General features: G+C 48.7%; 11 protein-coding genes. 3 read left to right on the top strand and 8 right to left on the bottom strand.

Annotation, left to right across the window (positions count from 1 at the left end):
• Window positions 1-281: 281 nt before the first annotated feature.
• A complete protein-coding gene (locus H9L42_RS17295) occupies window positions 282-1169 on the bottom strand; it encodes a DUF5131 family protein (protein WP_187304051.1) in 888 nt (295 codons plus the stop codon).
• Window positions 1170-1323: 154 nt separating this feature from the next.
• On the opposite strand from H9L42_RS17295, the gene H9L42_RS14090 reads away from it, so the two are divergent.
• Entirely contained in the window at window positions 1324-1857 is a 534-nt protein-coding gene (locus H9L42_RS14090; RefSeq protein ID WP_187304050.1) for a flavodoxin domain-containing protein, read from the top strand.
• 114 nt (window positions 1858-1971) lie between these two features.
• On the opposite strand, the gene lpdA is transcribed toward H9L42_RS14090, so the two are convergent.
• The 4 genes from lpdA to H9L42_RS14070 all read right to left on the bottom strand — a co-directional run bounded on the left by lpdA (window position 1972) and on the right by H9L42_RS14070 (window position 7355).
• Entirely contained in the window at window positions 1972-3720 is a 1749-nt protein-coding gene (gene lpdA / locus H9L42_RS14085) for a dihydrolipoyl dehydrogenase (protein ID WP_187304049.1), read from the bottom strand.
• Between the two features lie 169 nt (window positions 3721-3889).
• Window positions 3890-5323, bottom strand: coding sequence for a dihydrolipoamide acetyltransferase family protein (locus H9L42_RS14080; RefSeq protein WP_187304048.1), 1434 nt, complete (start codon window positions 5321-5323; stop codon window positions 3890-3892).
• Between the two features lie 19 nt (window positions 5324-5342).
• Window positions 5343-6317 (bottom strand): alpha-ketoacid dehydrogenase subunit beta, encoded by a 975-nt coding sequence (locus tag H9L42_RS14075; RefSeq protein WP_187304047.1) that lies wholly within the window; start codon window positions 6315-6317, stop codon window positions 5343-5345.
• A gap of 48 nt (window positions 6318-6365) precedes the next feature.
• Entirely contained in the window at window positions 6366-7355 is a 990-nt protein-coding gene (locus H9L42_RS14070; RefSeq protein ID WP_187304046.1) for a thiamine pyrophosphate-dependent dehydrogenase E1 component subunit alpha, read from the bottom strand.
• Between the two features lie 349 nt (window positions 7356-7704).
• Here H9L42_RS14070 and H9L42_RS14065 point away from each other — a divergent pair, with 349 nt between their 5' ends.
• Window positions 7705-9780, top strand: coding sequence for a sigma-54-dependent Fis family transcriptional regulator (locus tag H9L42_RS14065; RefSeq protein ID WP_187304045.1), 2076 nt, complete (start codon window positions 7705-7707; stop codon window positions 9778-9780).
• On the opposite strand, the gene H9L42_RS14060 is transcribed toward H9L42_RS14065, so the two are convergent.
• The gene (locus tag H9L42_RS14060) at window positions 9777-11099 is read right to left on the bottom strand and encodes a uracil-xanthine permease family protein (RefSeq protein ID WP_187304044.1); all 1323 of its coding nucleotides are present in this window, start codon (window positions 11097-11099) and stop codon (window positions 9777-9779) included. The two genes, H9L42_RS14065 and H9L42_RS14060, sit on opposite strands and share 4 nt — an antisense overlap.
• A 360-nt stretch (window positions 11100-11459) precedes the next feature.
• On the opposite strand from H9L42_RS14060, the gene H9L42_RS14055 reads away from it, so the two are divergent.
• Window positions 11460-12383 (top strand): AEC family transporter, encoded by a 924-nt coding sequence (locus H9L42_RS14055; protein WP_187304043.1) that lies wholly within the window; start codon window positions 11460-11462, stop codon window positions 12381-12383.
• 41 nt (window positions 12384-12424) lie between these two features.
• Here H9L42_RS14055 and H9L42_RS14050 read toward each other — a convergent pair whose 3' ends face one another.
• Window positions 12425-13720: an ATP-binding protein gene (locus H9L42_RS14050; protein WP_187304042.1), complete on the bottom strand. Its 1296-nt coding sequence runs from the start codon at window positions 13718-13720 to the stop codon at window positions 12425-12427.
• Window positions 13721-13885: 165 nt separating this feature from the next.
• On the bottom strand, window positions 13886-15673 hold the full coding sequence (locus tag H9L42_RS14045) for an FAD-dependent oxidoreductase (RefSeq protein WP_283243252.1): 1788 nt from the start codon (window positions 15671-15673) through the stop codon (window positions 13886-13888).
• Window positions 15674-15735: the final 62 nt, after the last annotated feature.

Genomic DNA, 15735 nt, shown 5'->3' with positions numbered 1-15735 from the left:
TTCAGAAACAATTAACTGCCTATGCCAGTCAATCTTCCGCAGAATCCGGAATTTTCGTCAAAGTTATGTGTCCGCAAAATTTTCTCAATTAATTGGCCACACAAAAATGAAAAAAATGTGTCCGGAAGTTTTATTTTAGATATTTGGCAACATCCGCTCTCCTTTTGTAGGTTCGAATTACCGGGAAGAAGTTTGCCAGGGCTTTGATTTTCAGACAAGCCCCTGCGCTTTCTGCGCATTTTTCGGTTCTTTCCCCCATCCCGTGCTTTTTTCTAACTCCCTTAAAAATCCTTTCCCATGCTCTTCATTTGCCTCGCAATCCACTCACAGATCACAGATACAATATACGCTTGTTCTTCTTCACTCAGCTCCCTGCCTTTCTCAATGCGGTGCCATTTGTACAGGCAGCCTCTGCAGCATGTGCCGGTGGCGTGCTGAGCCGGAAAAACAGGATGTCCCCGCATGGGTGTCTGTCTGCCGTCATTTGCGATTTCCGCGGGTGCCAGTCGCTTTCGCACAAACTCCTGCGCGTGAAGCCGGATTGTATCACGCCCTTTTTCTTCCGCATACTGGATCTCCTTTTTCCCCAACCGGAAACCGCTCCGAAACTTCGATCCAGACAGCCGTTCAAACAGAGACTCTAAGTCTGCCGCTTTTTCTTCCTGGGGATTATAGTCGATGCCCGCTTTTGCCGCCTGTTCTTTCTGAATCGCTTCCGCGATTCGGTACTGCTTTTGGCCTTTCTGAAAGTTCGTACCGGTCCGGGCAAAGCAAAATTCGATTTTCTGTCTGACACACTGCTCCCGAAGGTCCAACACCCATTCATAACGACACAGCCTGCCGCCGCTCCCCACTTCTCCGCTACAGGAAACGCGCTTGATCTTTCCTCCCGCAAGCCAGGGTTCAAAGTCCATTTTTTCTACCAGTGGATCTACTTTTATTTCCCTGCGCCAGATAGGGATTTCCAGAAAAGCAGGAATCTGTCTGTTTGCCTGCTGCTGGCTTTCACAGACGCAGACTACCGTAACATTTTTATATCCGCTGCCCCAGCCTTCAGGGAGTTTCCTGGAGAAGGACGCAATTTGTCCGGCAGGAACCTCAATCCGAACATTTTTTTCCCTCCGGATTGTCATCCAGTCCTGCTCTGTCAGCAAATCCCACTTTATCATCTGCTTTTGCCTCCCTGCAAATGCTCTTCTTATTACATCCATTTTTAGTATAAGAGAATTCATTTGAATCTACAACAAAATTTTGCTGTTTTCTTCTCACTTATCCTGTATAATACGCTTAGGTATCGGTGATGATCGCAAGGAGGTTTTTAACATGAATTCCATCATTTTATATGGAAGCTGCTATGGCACTTCCATGCGTTACGCTCAGGCGCTGGCAAAGGAAACCGGTCTGCGCTGCGTCTCTTGTGACCAGGCTCCGGCGCTCCGGGATTACGACCGTCTCTTTTATGTAGGCGGGCTGTACGCAGGCGGAGTCTGGGGACTTTCCGCAGCACTAAGAAAGCTTCCTACAGATGCCCGTACAGAACTTATCCTTCTTACAGTAGGGCTTGCGGATCCGGAAGATCCTGAAAACAGAAAAAATATAAAGGCTTCCGCCCAAAAACAGATTCCCGGCTGGCTCTTCCAGCGTACGCGGATTTTTCATCTGCGGGGAGGCATTGACTATCAAAAATTAAAATTCAAACATAAGACCATGATGAAGATGCTTTACCGTAAAGTAAAAAAAATTCCGCCAGATCAGCAAAACGCGGAAACCAAGGCGATGATTGAAACCTACGGCCAGACCGTTGATTTTGTGGATTTTAACCGTCTCAGGCCGGTAATCGAACAACTCTCTTTATAAGATTGTCCGCGTTTTCAATATTTTTTGCGCATAATAGCTCTCCCGCGGGAATTCCGCGGGAGAGCTGTATCTAAAAAGATAAGGGGAGCAAAGAGTATTTGCTTCTTTACTGGCTTAAATATGAATGGCGTTCCCGCAGGAAGCCGCATGCATGGCTTCGTGCATGATTTCCGAAACCGTCGGGTGAGGATGAATGGCCATAGCCAACTCTTCCGCCGTGCTTTCCAGCTTCATAGCCGCGGAAGCCTCCGCAATCATGTCTGTGGCGTGAATGCAGTACATATGTACCCCTACAATCTCTCCATATTTCGCTTCCGTGATCACTTTAATCATGCCCCGTTCTTCTCCTTCAACCTTGGCTTTTCCGTTGGCCATCATTGGGAATCTTCCCACTTTTACCTCTCCGTACTTCGCCTTCGCCTGTTCTTCGGTCAATCCGATGCTGGCAATTTCCGGCTGGATATAGATAGCGCTCGGAATCTTGTCATAGTCCATCTCCGCTTTCTCTCCGCAGATCGTCTCTACCGCCACAATCGCTTCCGCGGAAGCGGTATGGGCCAGCATGGCTTTCCCATTGACATCGCCAATAGCATAGATTCCCGGTACGGATGTCTTCAGGGTCTTGTCCGTTACAATCGCCCCTCTCTCGGTTTTCAGTCCCAGCTTTTCCGGGTCAATTCCCGCGAGGGACGGCGCTCTTCCTACCGCCATCAGCACCTGCTGGCAGTTCACTTCTGACTGCGTTCCCCCTCTTTCAAAGCGGACGCCTTCTGCTGTAATTTCCGTCACCTTCGCTCCGGTATGAATTTCAATTCCCATCTCTCGCAGATTCTCCGTTACCTGCGCTGTCAGCTCCGCGTCCACCATCGGCAAAATCCGATCCAGGAATTCAATGACTGTCACCTTCACTCCAATGGATGCCAGGAAGTAGGCAAATTCAATTCCGATAACGCCACCTCCGATGACTGCCATAGACTCCGGCGCTTCGCTGATATTCAGCATCTCCGTGCTGGTCAGAACCGGCATCGCCGGATCCACCGGAATCGGCAGGCTCTTAGCTTCTGACCCCGTGGCGATAATGACACTTTCTGCTGTAATCGTCTTTCCTCCTACCTTGATGGTATGCGGATCTTCCAGCACGCCTTCTCCGCTTTCCAGAACCGCCCCGTTTTTCTTCAGCAGTCCCTGCACGCCGCCGACCAGCTGCCCGATAATCGTCTGTTTCCGGTTCTGTACAGTCTCCAAATCCAGCGCCGCTTTCGACACATCCACGCCGATAACGCCAAAGGACCCGCATTCTTTCACTTCCTTCAAAGCCTCCGCGCTCTTAAGAAGCGCTTTGGTAGGGATGCAGCCCACATTCAAACAGGTTCCTCCAACATGTTCTTTTTCAATAATCACAGTCTTTTTCCCCATCTGAGCCGCCTTAATGGCTGCCACATAGCCTCCCGGACCGCCTCCGATAACCGCGATATCATAATCATAGGATCCGCTCTGTTCCGATTTTGGAGCAGGCTCCACAGTCTGCGCGCCAGAAGAACTCTCAGTCGAAGCTTCCGCTCCGGCAGACGCGTTTCCTCCCAGTTTCTCCAGGGATTCCTTTACCAGTGCTTCGATATCTTCTTCTGCCTCTCCTACAATGGCGATGGGCAGCGTTACCGGAATAGTATCCCCTGCCTCAATAAACAGCTTTCTTACCACTCCGTCTCCTGTTGCTTCGATATCCATATTGGTCTTGTCCGTTTCCACCGAAAACAGCGGTTCTCCCTTAGCAACCGCCTCCCCTTCGGCTTTATACCACTCCACCAGTTTTCCTTCACTCATATTAAAGCCCAGCTTGGGCATGATAATTACTTCCGCCATTCTTCTCTTCCTTTCTAAAGAATAGAATCAAGCTTATAAATTCGTAATGCCAAATAACCATTCCTAATTGGAGTACATGTGATCGTTTTGTTGTATTCGGTCTGTTTTATTATTTATAGAGGATTTATCTTGTTTCCATTTATAAGCTTGATGTTCTACCTATTTAAATTTATACCATCAGACTCATCGGGTGTTCCAGAAGGTTCTTGATTTCCGTTACAAACTGCGCGGCCAAAAGTCCGTCGATCACCCGGTGATCCACCGATACCTGAATATTCATCATCGGCCGGATAGCGATTTCCTTGTTACCATCTTCATCCGTGATCACAACCGGCTCGTCCTTGGTGGAACTGATGGATAAAATCCCCACCTCCGGCGGGTTAATAATCGCCGTGAAGTTTTCAATTCCGAACATTCCCAGGTTGGATATGGTAAAGCTTCCCCCTGTATATTCGTCGATGGCAAGCTTTCCTGCCCGCGCTTTTTCAAAGAGGGGCGACGCCGCTTTAGACAGTTCCACCACGCTCAGATTCTGCGCGTCCTTGATATTCGGCACAATCAGCCCGGTGGGAGACGCCACCGCGATTCCCAGGTTCACACTCTTATATTTTACAATGGTATCTCCCACCAGGGAAGCGTTCATTTCCGGATATTTCTGCAGCGCCAAAATCGTCGCTCTGGCGATATAATCCGTTACCGAAGTCTTCTTATCCTGGGCCGCGTTCACTTCCTTACGCAGCTTCAGCAGCTTTTCCAGGTCCACCTTCTGGGTAAAGTAAAGATGCGGCGCGGTAAACTTGCTTTCCGACATCCGGTCTCCAATGACCTTGCGTACGCCCGCGTAGGGAACTTCCTCCAGAATTTCTTTGCCGTCCGGAGAAAATTTCCTTTCCCCCGCTCCGGCTTCCGCCTCGACAGCGGTCTGCGCCGCGGCGGCCATCTTTTCGGCCAACGCTTTTTCCACGTCTTCTTTCATAATCTTGCCGTTAACTCCGGTTCCGGTAATGGTCTCCGGATCCAGTCCTTCCGCCTCGGCCATGGCTCTGGCTACCGGCGTAATCTTCAGCCTGTTGGAAGCCAGATAGTCCAGAATATCCTGCTCGCAGATTCCGCCCTGCCAGCCGGTTCCCACAATGGAAAGTCCCTCCAAAGACAGATCGTTTTCTGCTGCCACGCGTCTTGCTCTGGGAGATATTTTCAGTCTGCCGCCCTCTCCTTTGGGAGCTGCCGCAGGTTCCGGCACCGTCTCTTTGGCGGAAGGCGCCTCCTCTGCCTTCGTAGGAGCTTCTTCCTGCGCTGCTTTCTCCGCTCCGCCTGCTTTCAGCTGGGAAGCAGCATCTTCAATTGCCGCGGACGCGTCTTCCTCCGCGGCGCCGATGACCGCGATCGGTAAAGTAACCGGAATCGTGTCTCCTGCCTCAATCAGCAGTTTTTTTACCACACCGTCGCCGGTGGCTTCGATATCCATATTTGTCTTATCGGTTTCTACGGAGAAAAGAGGTTCTCCCTTTGCCACGGCGTCACCTTCTTTTTTATACCACTCTACCAGCTTGCCTTCATTCATATTAAAGCCAAGCTTTGGCATAATAATAATTTCAGCCATTTTCCCTCTCCTCTCTTCTTTATTTAAAATAGGTCTTTACTTTTTCATACACTTTATCCGCCGACGGAATCAGCGGGAATTCCAGGGCCGGGCTGAAAGGCAGCGGCACATTGGGGTTATTAACTCTTCCGCAAGGCGCGTCCAGATAATAGAACACCTCGTCGGCAACCGCGGCCGCCACTTCCGCTCCGATTCCGCAGCGTTCGTGAGCTTCGTCGGCTACAATCAGCTTTCCGGTCTTTTTCACTGACTCGATAATGGTCTCCGTATCCAGCGGCACGATGGTCCGCAGGTCGATAATTTCGCACTCAATGCCTTCCTTCGCAAGGCGCTCCGCCGCTTCCTCGGATTTCATGACCATGGAAGATGTGGCAGCGATGGTGATGTCCGTTCCTTCTCTGGCGATCCGCGCTTTTCCAAAGGGAATCGGCTCTACTTCATCATCGATCTGGTATTTCTTGTTGTATTCCATTTTATGCTCTAAAAACAGCACCGGATCATCGTCCCGGATCGCGGTTTTCAAAAGTCCCTTTGCTTCCTGGGCAGTCGACGGAAGTACGATTTTCGTTCCCGGGAACTGGGCTACCATCGCCTGCATGGACTGGGAATGCTGCGCCGCGGAAGATCTGCCCGCGCCGATAGGACAGCGGATGGTCATAGGTACATTAGCCTGCCCGCCGGACATATACCGGATTTTCGCCATCTGGTTGATTACCTGGTCCGCCGCCACCAGCAGGAAGTCGGAAAACATCAGCTCGATTACCGGCCGCAGACCGGTCAGCGCCATGCCGACGCCCATTCCTACAAAGCCCTGTTCAGAAATCGGCGTGTCCTTCACCCGCAGGTCTCCGTATTTTTCCAAAAGCCCTACCGTGCATTTAAAGTTTCCGCCAATAAATCCGATATCCTCTCCCAGCATTACCACATTTTCATCCCGCGCCATTTCTTCATCCAGCGCTTCGCAGACTGCCTGCGCATATGTAAGTTCTTTCATGTTTCCATTCCTTTCTGTAGTTTTCTTTCTTTACTCTGTACCTGATGTTTACAGCGTTCCCTGCTGGAACACGTCTGTAAATGCCTCGGAAGCCTCCGGATAAGGACTGTCTGCCGCGAATTGAACCGCTTCTTGAATCTGTTCCTCAATCTGGCTTTCCAGCTTCTCAATCTCTGCTTCTTTGGCTTTTCCGGATTCGATCATTTCTTTTCTCAGGGTTGCTACCGGACATCTTGCCATCCAGTCTTCCTTCTCTGTCTCACTTCTTCTCTTTCTGTAAGTGGCCGGATCGCCCACATGGTGTCCCTGCCATCTGTAGGTTTTACATTCGATCAGGGTCGGGCCTTTCCCCTCCCGAGCTCGTTTTACCGCTTTGACCGCGGCTTCATAAACGGCTGTCACATCCATACCGTCTACTACAACGCCTGGGATATCATAGGCTTTGGCTCTCACCGCCAGGTCCGGCGTGTTTGTTACGTCCCGGATATCCACCGAAATTCCGTAAAGGTTATTTTCAATTATATAAATACACGGCAAATCCCATGCTGCTGCCATATTCAGACTTTCATGGAAGGTACCCTCATTGGTGGCCGAATCGCCCATAAACGACACCGCCACCTGGTCGGTACCTTTATATTTGATTGTGTATGCGGCTCCTGTCGCGATGGGAATCTCGCCTCCGACAATTCCGTTAGCTCCGAGAATTCCCTTGTCCATTGCCATGATGTGCATAGATCCTCCCTTTCCATGAGAGTAGCCGGTCTCTTTCCCCAGAATTTCCGCCATCATCCGGTTCAGATCCGCTCCCCGCGCTACCAGATGCCCGTGGCCTCTGTGGGTGCTTCCAATGTAATCATCTTCTTTCAGCGCCGCGCATACTCCCGCGGCCACCGCTTCCTCACCCATGTACAGATGGGCCAGTCCCGCCATCATGCCTTTTTTATAAAACTCAAAGGTTTCTTCTTCAAACCGTCTCGTTTTAAACATGGTTTCATAAAAGCTCATCAACTGTTTCTTACTGTAGTTTTTCACATTCATAATTTACCTCCCTGACAATTTTGAATTCGCGCTTTCTCTATACCGAAGCTCCTTACCGTAAAATGATATGGAACGTTTTCTTGTCATTCATAAACAAAAGCAAGGCATGTGCCAAATTTACATATCCGTCGTCTTTTTTTTGCAGCTTAAAAATTATCGTTGAAATTCCAATCCTTTTTAAAATATTTTTGTGCTGCCTCGTCACAAAAATACGCGGCAACTTAAAAAACACCTGTGCTGACTGCGACATTTTGTGTCATAGCGTGTCAAAATTACCTTTGCATAACGACATTTTGTCATGTATAATAAAAAGAAAAATGATTATCTTCCGAAAATAAGAGGTGTTTCTATGACAGAATTTATCATTTCCCATGCCAGCGTCGATGATTCCTATCAGCAGCAGCTTCATGCCGCGTGGCAGCAGTTCATTCGCGGGGAATCCTGTGACTGCTCCTTCATGCCGCCGGAAATCCTCGCCTCCTGGGAACGCTCGAGAGCGGCCGGGGTCGATCCCATGGGGATCGTCAGCCAGATCCTTTCGCCGGACACTCTGAATCTGAAAATCAATAATAATATGAAACTGATCGAGGTTGCCCGCCCTTATATGGAGCGTCTCTACTCCATTATCCGCGGGACCGATTCTTACACTCTGCTTTCAGACAGAGAGGGATACATCCTCGATTACCTGGGGGATCATAAAATCGTCGCCAGCAGTCAGGCCATGACCCATCTGGTTCCCGGAGCCTGCCGCCAGGAAGCGGTAGCGGGAACCAACGCCATCGGTACCGCGCTGTATCTCCGCAAACCGATTCAGATCTGCGGCGGGGAGCATTATTGCAAAAAACATCAGATTTATACCTGTTCCTGCGCTCCAATCCTCGATCGGAGCGGAAATCTGCTAGGCGCTGTCAACGTCACTGTTCTGAAAGAGCACGCCCATCCGCATACGCTGGGCATGGTTCTTTCGGCAGCGGACAGTATCGCAAAGGAACTGGAGCTTACCGAGGCCATGCATAATATCGAACGGATCAGCGCTCAGAGAAACAGCATTATCGAAAATATGCCTTCCGGTCTTTTCCTGCTTACCAAGACCTGCCGGGTTTCCCAGGTTAACACACATGCCCTTAAAATGTTCGGCCTTTCCTACGAACAGATCATCGGGCAGAATTTTTTCGATTATCTCAATATTGACGGAATCGACGGCAGCCGGGCAAACGGAACCCAAATGTTTGAAAAAGAGCAGTATAACGAGGAAGTATCCGTAAAGTTGCGGAATTCCAACGCGCTCCCCAAGACCTTCCGCATGTCGGTCCATTTTATTCGGGATAATACCGGAACGATCACCGAAACACTGCTCCGGTTCAATAAGACCGAACTGATCCATAAGCTTGTCAATAATGTAGGGGGCTATAAAGCTCGCTATACATTTGATAATATTATCGGAAATTCCAGGCCTGTAAAAGATATGATTTCCGCCTGCCAAAAAGCCGCCCAGCGCAACTCCAATGTATTGATTCTCGGTGAAAGCGGCACCGGAAAGGAACTGGTTGCCCAGTCTATCCATAACGCCGGTCCTTCAGCAGACGGACCCTTCCTTGCCATCAACTGTGCTTCCATTCCCAACACGCTGGTTGAAAGCGAACTGTTTGGTTACGAAAAAGGGGCTTTTACCGGCGCGGATCGAAACGGACAGCCGGGAAAATTTGAAATGGCAGACGGCGGAACCATTTTTCTGGACGAAATCGGAGATATGCCGCTTAATATACAGGCAGCCCTGCTGCGCGTGATTCAGACCAAAGAAGTCGTCCGCATCGGCGGGAAATATCCGCGGCCTGTCAACCTGCGGATTATCGCCGCCACAAACCAGAATCTTCTGCAGCAGATCGAAAACAAAACCTTTCGAAGCGATCTTTATTACCGTCTGAATGTGTTTACGGTCAACACGCCGGCTCTGAGAGAACGCGGCGCGGAAGAAATCCGCCTCCTGGCCGATCATTTTTTAGAAACCTATAACCGTGATAAATTCAGCAATATTCAGATCGCGCCGGAGGTCTACCCTGCTTTACAGACCTACTCCTGGCCGGGAAATATCCGGCAGCTGGAAAATGTCATTGAGCGGGCGGTCAATCTCTGTGATGAGGACGGACAAATCACGCTGAAACACCTGCCTGCCGAGATCCTGCACGTCTCGGATCCCGCCGCTCCTTCCCCCGCTTCCCAGACTCCCGCGGCCCTTCAGCCGGAACCCCTTTCCTCCACGGGAACGTTGAATGTAAAAGAAAATGAAAAACTTCTGATCGATTCTACCCTGAGGGCCACGGGAGGAAACATGACAAAAGCCGCCCGGGCGCTGGGCATGAATCTGCGCACCCTGTACCGGCGGCTTGATAAATATGAACTGAATCTGTCTGATTACAGAGATTAAGCTTCCTTTTTACGGAAAATCTGTTCCAGCGCCATCGCCAGAATCGTACCTGTAACCAGTCCGTTGGAAGCAATAAAATGAACCGTCTCCGGCAGCGCTGAAAACGCCTGATCCGGAAGAAACATGACGCCCATTCCGCTGATCATGGAAATTCCGATAATATAGCTTTCCCGGTTGGTAAGCCGGATCTTCTGGAATTCCTTCAGCCCCTGTCCGAGGATCAGGGAAAACACCACCGTACTGGCGGCGTAAGCGACCGTAGACGGCATGGACGAAAGAAAGGCGGCAACCGGAGAAAAGATCCCAAAGACAATCATGCAGACGCAGGCGATGCGAAAGGGTTTCCTTGCGGCAACGCCGGTCATGAGTACCACTCCGGTGGAGGATACAAAGGGCATGAAGGGAATGACCGCGAAAATACCGGTCAGGATGGTGGCGATACCGTGAAATAACACGGTTTTGGAAAGCCTGCGATCGGTAACCGTCTCTCCTACCGCTTCCGCCATGCTGTTCAGGCTCGCGAAACTCATGGACAGCAGTACCAGCGCGCCGATGACGCAGGTGATCGTCACGCCCGGATCAAAGGAGGGAGTTCCAAAGGCCCACACCCTGGGAATGCTGAAAATCTGATCCATCGCCGGTCTGTGCTCCGAAAGTCCCATCAGCACAGCCAGCACCCATCCTGCCGCGACACCCAGAAGAGTGGCGATACTCTGTAAGAAACCTTTTGCATAAACCGCAATCACCAGGATCGCCACAATCGTTACCAGAAATACCAGCATCTGTTTCGGGTCCATCGCCGGACTTTCATCGGTTACGCCTAGCGCGCCCCGAATAAAAGTTTCACTCATCTGCAGCACCATCAGCAAAATGATCACGCCGTTTACAATGGGGGTAAACAGCTTGGAAATCTTTACAATCAGTCCGCTGGCGGCAAGAAGGGCGACAAGTCCTCCCGCGATTAGAATTCCAAGCTGTAAATCTCTTCGAAGCTCTCCTAAGCTGTCGCCCATTTCCGAAACCACAAGGCACATGACGATTAACATACTCGCCCACAGGCCCGCCGGTCCGTCAATAATCGGATACCGGTGTCCAAAACTAAGCTGCAGGAGCGTAACCACGCCGCATAAGAAAAAGGTTCTCTGTAAAAATTCCGCGAGTTCCCCCTGGGAGAGCCCGAGATAAAGGCCCACCGCAATGGGCAGCACGATAATTCCCGCGGCAAAATAAACAATATGCTGCAGGGTATAAAGGGGAAGTTCCTGTCTGGGGACCACATCTTCCAGGCCGTATTTTAAGGTATCTGGCTGTTTCCGCATAACACCCGCCTCCTTATATTCAGAAAGATAGATTGCTCTTCTTAGCAAAACGCAACTATTATGCCATTGGCATAAATCTTCGCAATTCTTTTTTTCCATCCCTGTGTTTTATCTGTAAATTATCAGGGATTTCGCATCCGGCCTTTTTTCTTATCCTGTCATCGCACCATTGCAGCCGTGTCAGTTATGTGTCACTTTTGTGCCACTTTCTGAAACACATTGACATTTTGTCGCAGAATTGTCATATTGCCTCGAAAAGAATCGCTGTTTTCCGCGTTTTTTCAGATTGGTATCTTTTTTGCATTATTATAATAAGGATTTCTTTTTAATATACCCATAAATCAGGATGGAGGAACGATTATGCTGAGAGGAATGAGCAGCGTACTGATTGTATTTATTCTTTTAGCCGTAGGTTTTTATTTCACAAAAGCAAAAAAATGGCCGGACAACACAAACAAAGTCTTTTCCACTACAGTGGTTAAGATCGCGGCGCCCTGTCTGGCCGTTGTCAGTATTGAAAACCGTTTCACGCCGGAGCTGCTGCGCTCCTCTTTCTGGAATCTGCTGATTATCGCTGCCAGCGTTTTTTTCATGTATTTCCTGGGAAAACTCCTTTCCCGCCTGCTGCGGCTGGCTCCGGAAAAGAAGGCGGTTTTTGAAACCACCTTCACCTTTAACAACACGATGTTTATCGGACTTCCCATCAACCAGATTATTTTCGGCCATGACGGCCTTCCTTATCTGTTTACCTTTTATCTTGTGACCATCGTGCTGTTCTGGAGCCTTGGAGTTTATACCCTGAGCAAGGCTTCCCGCGAAAACAGAGATTCCTTTTCTCTGAAAAAAATCCTCAGTCCGGGGCTCATTGGAGTTCTCATCGGCTGTGTCCTGGCGGAGCTGGAGCTTCATCTGCCCTCAATTCCGGAAACCGCCCTCACCTATCTTGGCGACATCTGCGTGCCTCTGTCCCTTCTGGTCATCGGCTCCAATCTGGCGAAATCCTTTTCCCATGGAATTCCTAAAATCACACTGGATCAGGTGGTTATTATGGCAGGAAAGTTTGTGATTCATCCGCTGATTATATTCGCTGTTTTCTCTCTGGTGGGGGTTCATGGCCTTCCTCTGAAGGTCTTTATTCTTACCGCCGCCCTTCCATGCCATGCCCAGACGGCAATTATGGCCGAATACTACGATCTGGAAAGTGAATACGCTTCCAACCTGGTCAGCCTGTCTACGCTCATCAGCCTGGTAACCATTCCGATTTACGCGGCGATTCTGCTATAGGGTCATGCGTTCCCTGACAATATACCATTCATATATGCGGACTATAAGCAAAAGGCAGCATAGAGAGGAACGGTTTTTTTATTGTCCTCAAATCCAAAATTTTTTGCGGAGAGCTTAATCGCGTAGGCGGGATGATAAGTATCCATATAGACCCGCAGGCTCTTTGCCCTGGTGTTATCGGCGGCTTTGACTTCAATGGGGATAATCTGTCCGTCTCGCTGAATGATAAAATCTATTTCAGCTCCGCGCCTGGACTCCCAATAGTAGTTCTTATAGCCGTTCATAGTAAGCTGCACATGGACGTAGTTTTCCGTCATACCTCCCTTAAAATCGTTCAAATCCTCAACCATATAAAGGACATCATTTGCCGCTAAGTCTTTCTTTGCGCAAAGCAGACCCAAGTCAGAAACATAGATCTTGAACGCGTCAATATCACGGTAGTTCTCCAAAGGCTTTTTGATTTGTTCTACCTTATAAACCTGTGAAACGATACCGGACAGACAGAGCCATTCAATCGCGTTTTCAAATTCAGATGCCCTTCCGCCTTTTTTTATCAGTTTATATTGAAAACGAGTATTCTTCTTTGAGAGCTGAACCGTAATGTTATCATAGACAAGTCTGGTTTTCTTAATTTCATTCACATTGTTGTACTTACTCATATCATTCAGATAGCTTGCGAGTATGGTATCCTGTGTATGTCGTACAAGAATGTAATCCTTTGTCTGCGTAAACTGCAGAACACACTCGGGCATACCGCCTACAACGAGATATTGCCTGTAGAGCAGCATTGCCGCATCGTGCAGGGCGGAAGGCATCGGAGTATCGGTTTCAAAGCACTTTTTAATCTGTGCTACAAGAGCTTCTTCACCCATAGCCATCATAAACTCCTCCATATCCATAGGATACATGGTTTTCATATCGACCTTACCTACCGGAAAAGAGAATTTTTCCCTGCTTGTCGCAACGCCGAGCAAGCTGCCGAGAGCTACGATATGATACTCCGGCGCATCCTCGCAAAAATATTTCAGAGAAGTTAAGGCCCGTTCGCAGAGCTGTACCTCGTCGAATACGATCAGCGTTTTCTCTTTCACGATCGTCTGACCTGCGATATGCGATAAAATAGGGAGCAGATAATCCGGACTAATGTTTTCATCAAAAGTTTCGTTCAGCTTTGGATTTGTTTCAAAATTAAAGTACGCCACATTTTCATAGTGGCTGCGTCCAAGCTCCAAAATCGAATAGGTTTTTCCAACCTGTCTTGCCCCCTGTAAAATCAAAGGTTTTCGATGTTTGTTTTCCTTCCATGCTTCCAAAAAGCGAGTAATCTTTCGATACATAGCGACCTCCCTGCAGATAGCTATAGTATATCATATTTTCATGTAAATATGCACGAAAATTTATAGATTTTTGACACTAAAATACACATTTTTTAAATTTCTTAAAACCCGACGCAAACACGATGTGATATTTCCTGCCACACCCAGACAGCGGCGCTGCGATAGTTAATCGATCTTCAAACCGGTTTCGAAAGCTTCCAACATATTTTTAAATCCATTTTTGACAGTTCTCGCATCACCGACATAAATAACGCGGCCTTGAAAGGAGTCAAATATTTTATCTTCAGGAAGCGCTTTCTCAACGCCTACCGCCATTACGACCATATCGACATCTGAAATTTCTATACAATTCTCCCCTTTCCTGGCGATTACACAATCGTCTCGGATTTCTGTAACTTCCGTAGAAGTGTAAATATCAACCTGGTATTCTGCCAGGCGTTCTTTTAAGTATTTATTCGGCGTATGCTCCCCATCTTTTACGATTTCCGGAAGCATCTCAATCATGGTCACTTTAGCGCCTTGCTCGGCCATCCAGTCCGCAGTTTCCGCCCCGATCAGGCCTCCGCCAATTACCACTGCATGCTTTCCAACTGGTACGTCTCCGTTTAAAACCTCATGGGCTGTTTTAACATGCGCTTTTGAGCTTCCGGGAATTGAGGGAATGATAGGGCGGCTTCCTGTTGCCGCAACAAGGATATCTGGATTCGTCTTTTCAATAAGTTTTTTATCATCCAAGATATTCATTCGAATTTCAACTCCCAAGCGTCTAAGTTCATTGGTCTGCCAGTTAATCAGAGACGTAAATTCGCTTTTGCCAATCGGAATCGATGCCTGCACCCATTGGCCTCCTAGTTTACCAGTTTTTTCAGCTAGCGTAACCTTGTGACCTTTCAGCGCTGCCGCAATTGCTGTTTCACAACCGGAAATACCGCCGCCGATTACCAAAACCGTTTTCGGCGCTTTCGTTGGAGTCAAGTCATATTCATCAAGCATGCCTGTCACAGGATTTACTAAACATCTTGTATACCTCCCAGTAACATGTTCCCCAACACATCCCTGCACGCACCCGATACAGCGGATAATCTCATCTTCTCTGCCCTCCGCTGTTTTTTTCGGCAGCATCGGATCCGCAAGGGAGGCTCTTCCCATAGCCACCAAATCCGCTTTTCCCGATACAATTACAGACTCTGCAATTCTGGGGTCATTAATCCTTCCAACAGCAATGACCGGTATGTCCACGACGCTTTTTATGGCCGCGGCATTATCAACATAGGCTGCTCTTGGTACAATCGACGATGGAATGATCGCATGTGTAGATACATAAATTCCCTGTGAGCAATGAATCGCGTCTATGCCTGCGTCTTCCAATATCATGGCTACTGTTTTGGCTTCTTCTATCGCAAGACCGCCATGAGCGTACTCAACCGTAGACATCCGGTATATGACAGGAAATTCTTCTCCACACTTCTTACGTATATTTTGTAAAATTTCCACAGCGAAACGGGCCCTGTTCGTGATAGACCCTCCATATTTATCATGCCTCAGATTGGAAAGCGGCGAAACAAAAGCGCCTATCAGATATCCATGGGCGCCATGCATTTCTACCGCGTCAAAGCCTGCTTTTTTGGCTCGCTCTGCCGCATCTCCAAATTGCTCTACAAGCTCATGTATTTCCTCAATCGTTAACTCTCTTGGGATTTCGCTCATTGACTGCTCCTTGACTGCGGATGGAGCAATTGGCTGTACTTCTGTTATCTCGCTGGTTGTCTCTCTGCCCGCGTGGTATAACTGCGCGGCTATTTTTCCACCTGCCGCATGTACCCGCTCTGTGACTTTGGCATGGCTTGCAATTTGCTCATCTTTCCACAGTCCCGGCAGGGTTTTAAAAGCGCCTGCGATAGTGTAAAATAGTTGTGGAGTTTTCAGAGAAATAAAAGAAGAGACCGACTCCAAAGTGATAAAATAGTTTTACCCAAAAACAAAATAATCACGAAAGGATAAGGTCTCTATGGAAA

The organism is Zhenpiania hominis (assembly GCF_014333425.1).
In the GTDB taxonomy this organism is placed as follows: Bacteria; Bacillota; Clostridia; order Peptostreptococcales; family Anaerovoracaceae; genus Hominibacterium; species Hominibacterium hominis.
Note: the sequence above shows the minus strand (reverse complement) of the source record. Positions and strands in the feature narration are given on the sequence as shown.

What these genes read in the sequence shown, in the direction of transcription:
- H9L42_RS17295 (WP_187304051.1), bottom strand. Translation starts at nt 1,169, where the DNA reads ATGATAAAGTGGGATTTGCTGACAGAGCAGGACTGGATGACAATCCGG.
- H9L42_RS14090 (WP_187304050.1), top strand. Translation starts at nt 1,324, where the DNA reads ATGAATTCCATCATTTTATATGGAAGCTGCTATGGCACTTCCATGCGT.
- lpdA (WP_187304049.1), bottom strand. Translation starts at nt 3,720, where the DNA reads ATGGCGGAAGTAATTATCATGCCCAAGCTGGGCTTTAATATGAGTGAA.
- H9L42_RS14080 (WP_187304048.1), bottom strand. Translation starts at nt 5,323, where the DNA reads ATGGCTGAAATTATTATTATGCCAAAGCTTGGCTTTAATATGAATGAA.
- H9L42_RS14075 (WP_187304047.1), bottom strand. Translation starts at nt 6,317, where the DNA reads ATGAAAGAACTTACATATGCGCAGGCAGTCTGCGAAGCGCTGGATGAA.
- H9L42_RS14070 (WP_187304046.1), bottom strand. Translation starts at nt 7,355, where the DNA reads ATGAATGTGAAAAACTACAGTAAGAAACAGTTGATGAGCTTTTATGAA.
- H9L42_RS14065 (WP_187304045.1), top strand. Translation starts at nt 7,705, where the DNA reads ATGACAGAATTTATCATTTCCCATGCCAGCGTCGATGATTCCTATCAG.
- H9L42_RS14060 (WP_187304044.1), bottom strand. Translation starts at nt 11,099, where the DNA reads ATGCGGAAACAGCCAGATACCTTAAAATACGGCCTGGAAGATGTGGTC.
- H9L42_RS14055 (WP_187304043.1), top strand. Translation starts at nt 11,460, where the DNA reads ATGCTGAGAGGAATGAGCAGCGTACTGATTGTATTTATTCTTTTAGCC.
- H9L42_RS14050 (WP_187304042.1), bottom strand. Translation starts at nt 13,720, where the DNA reads ATGTATCGAAAGATTACTCGCTTTTTGGAAGCATGGAAGGAAAACAAA.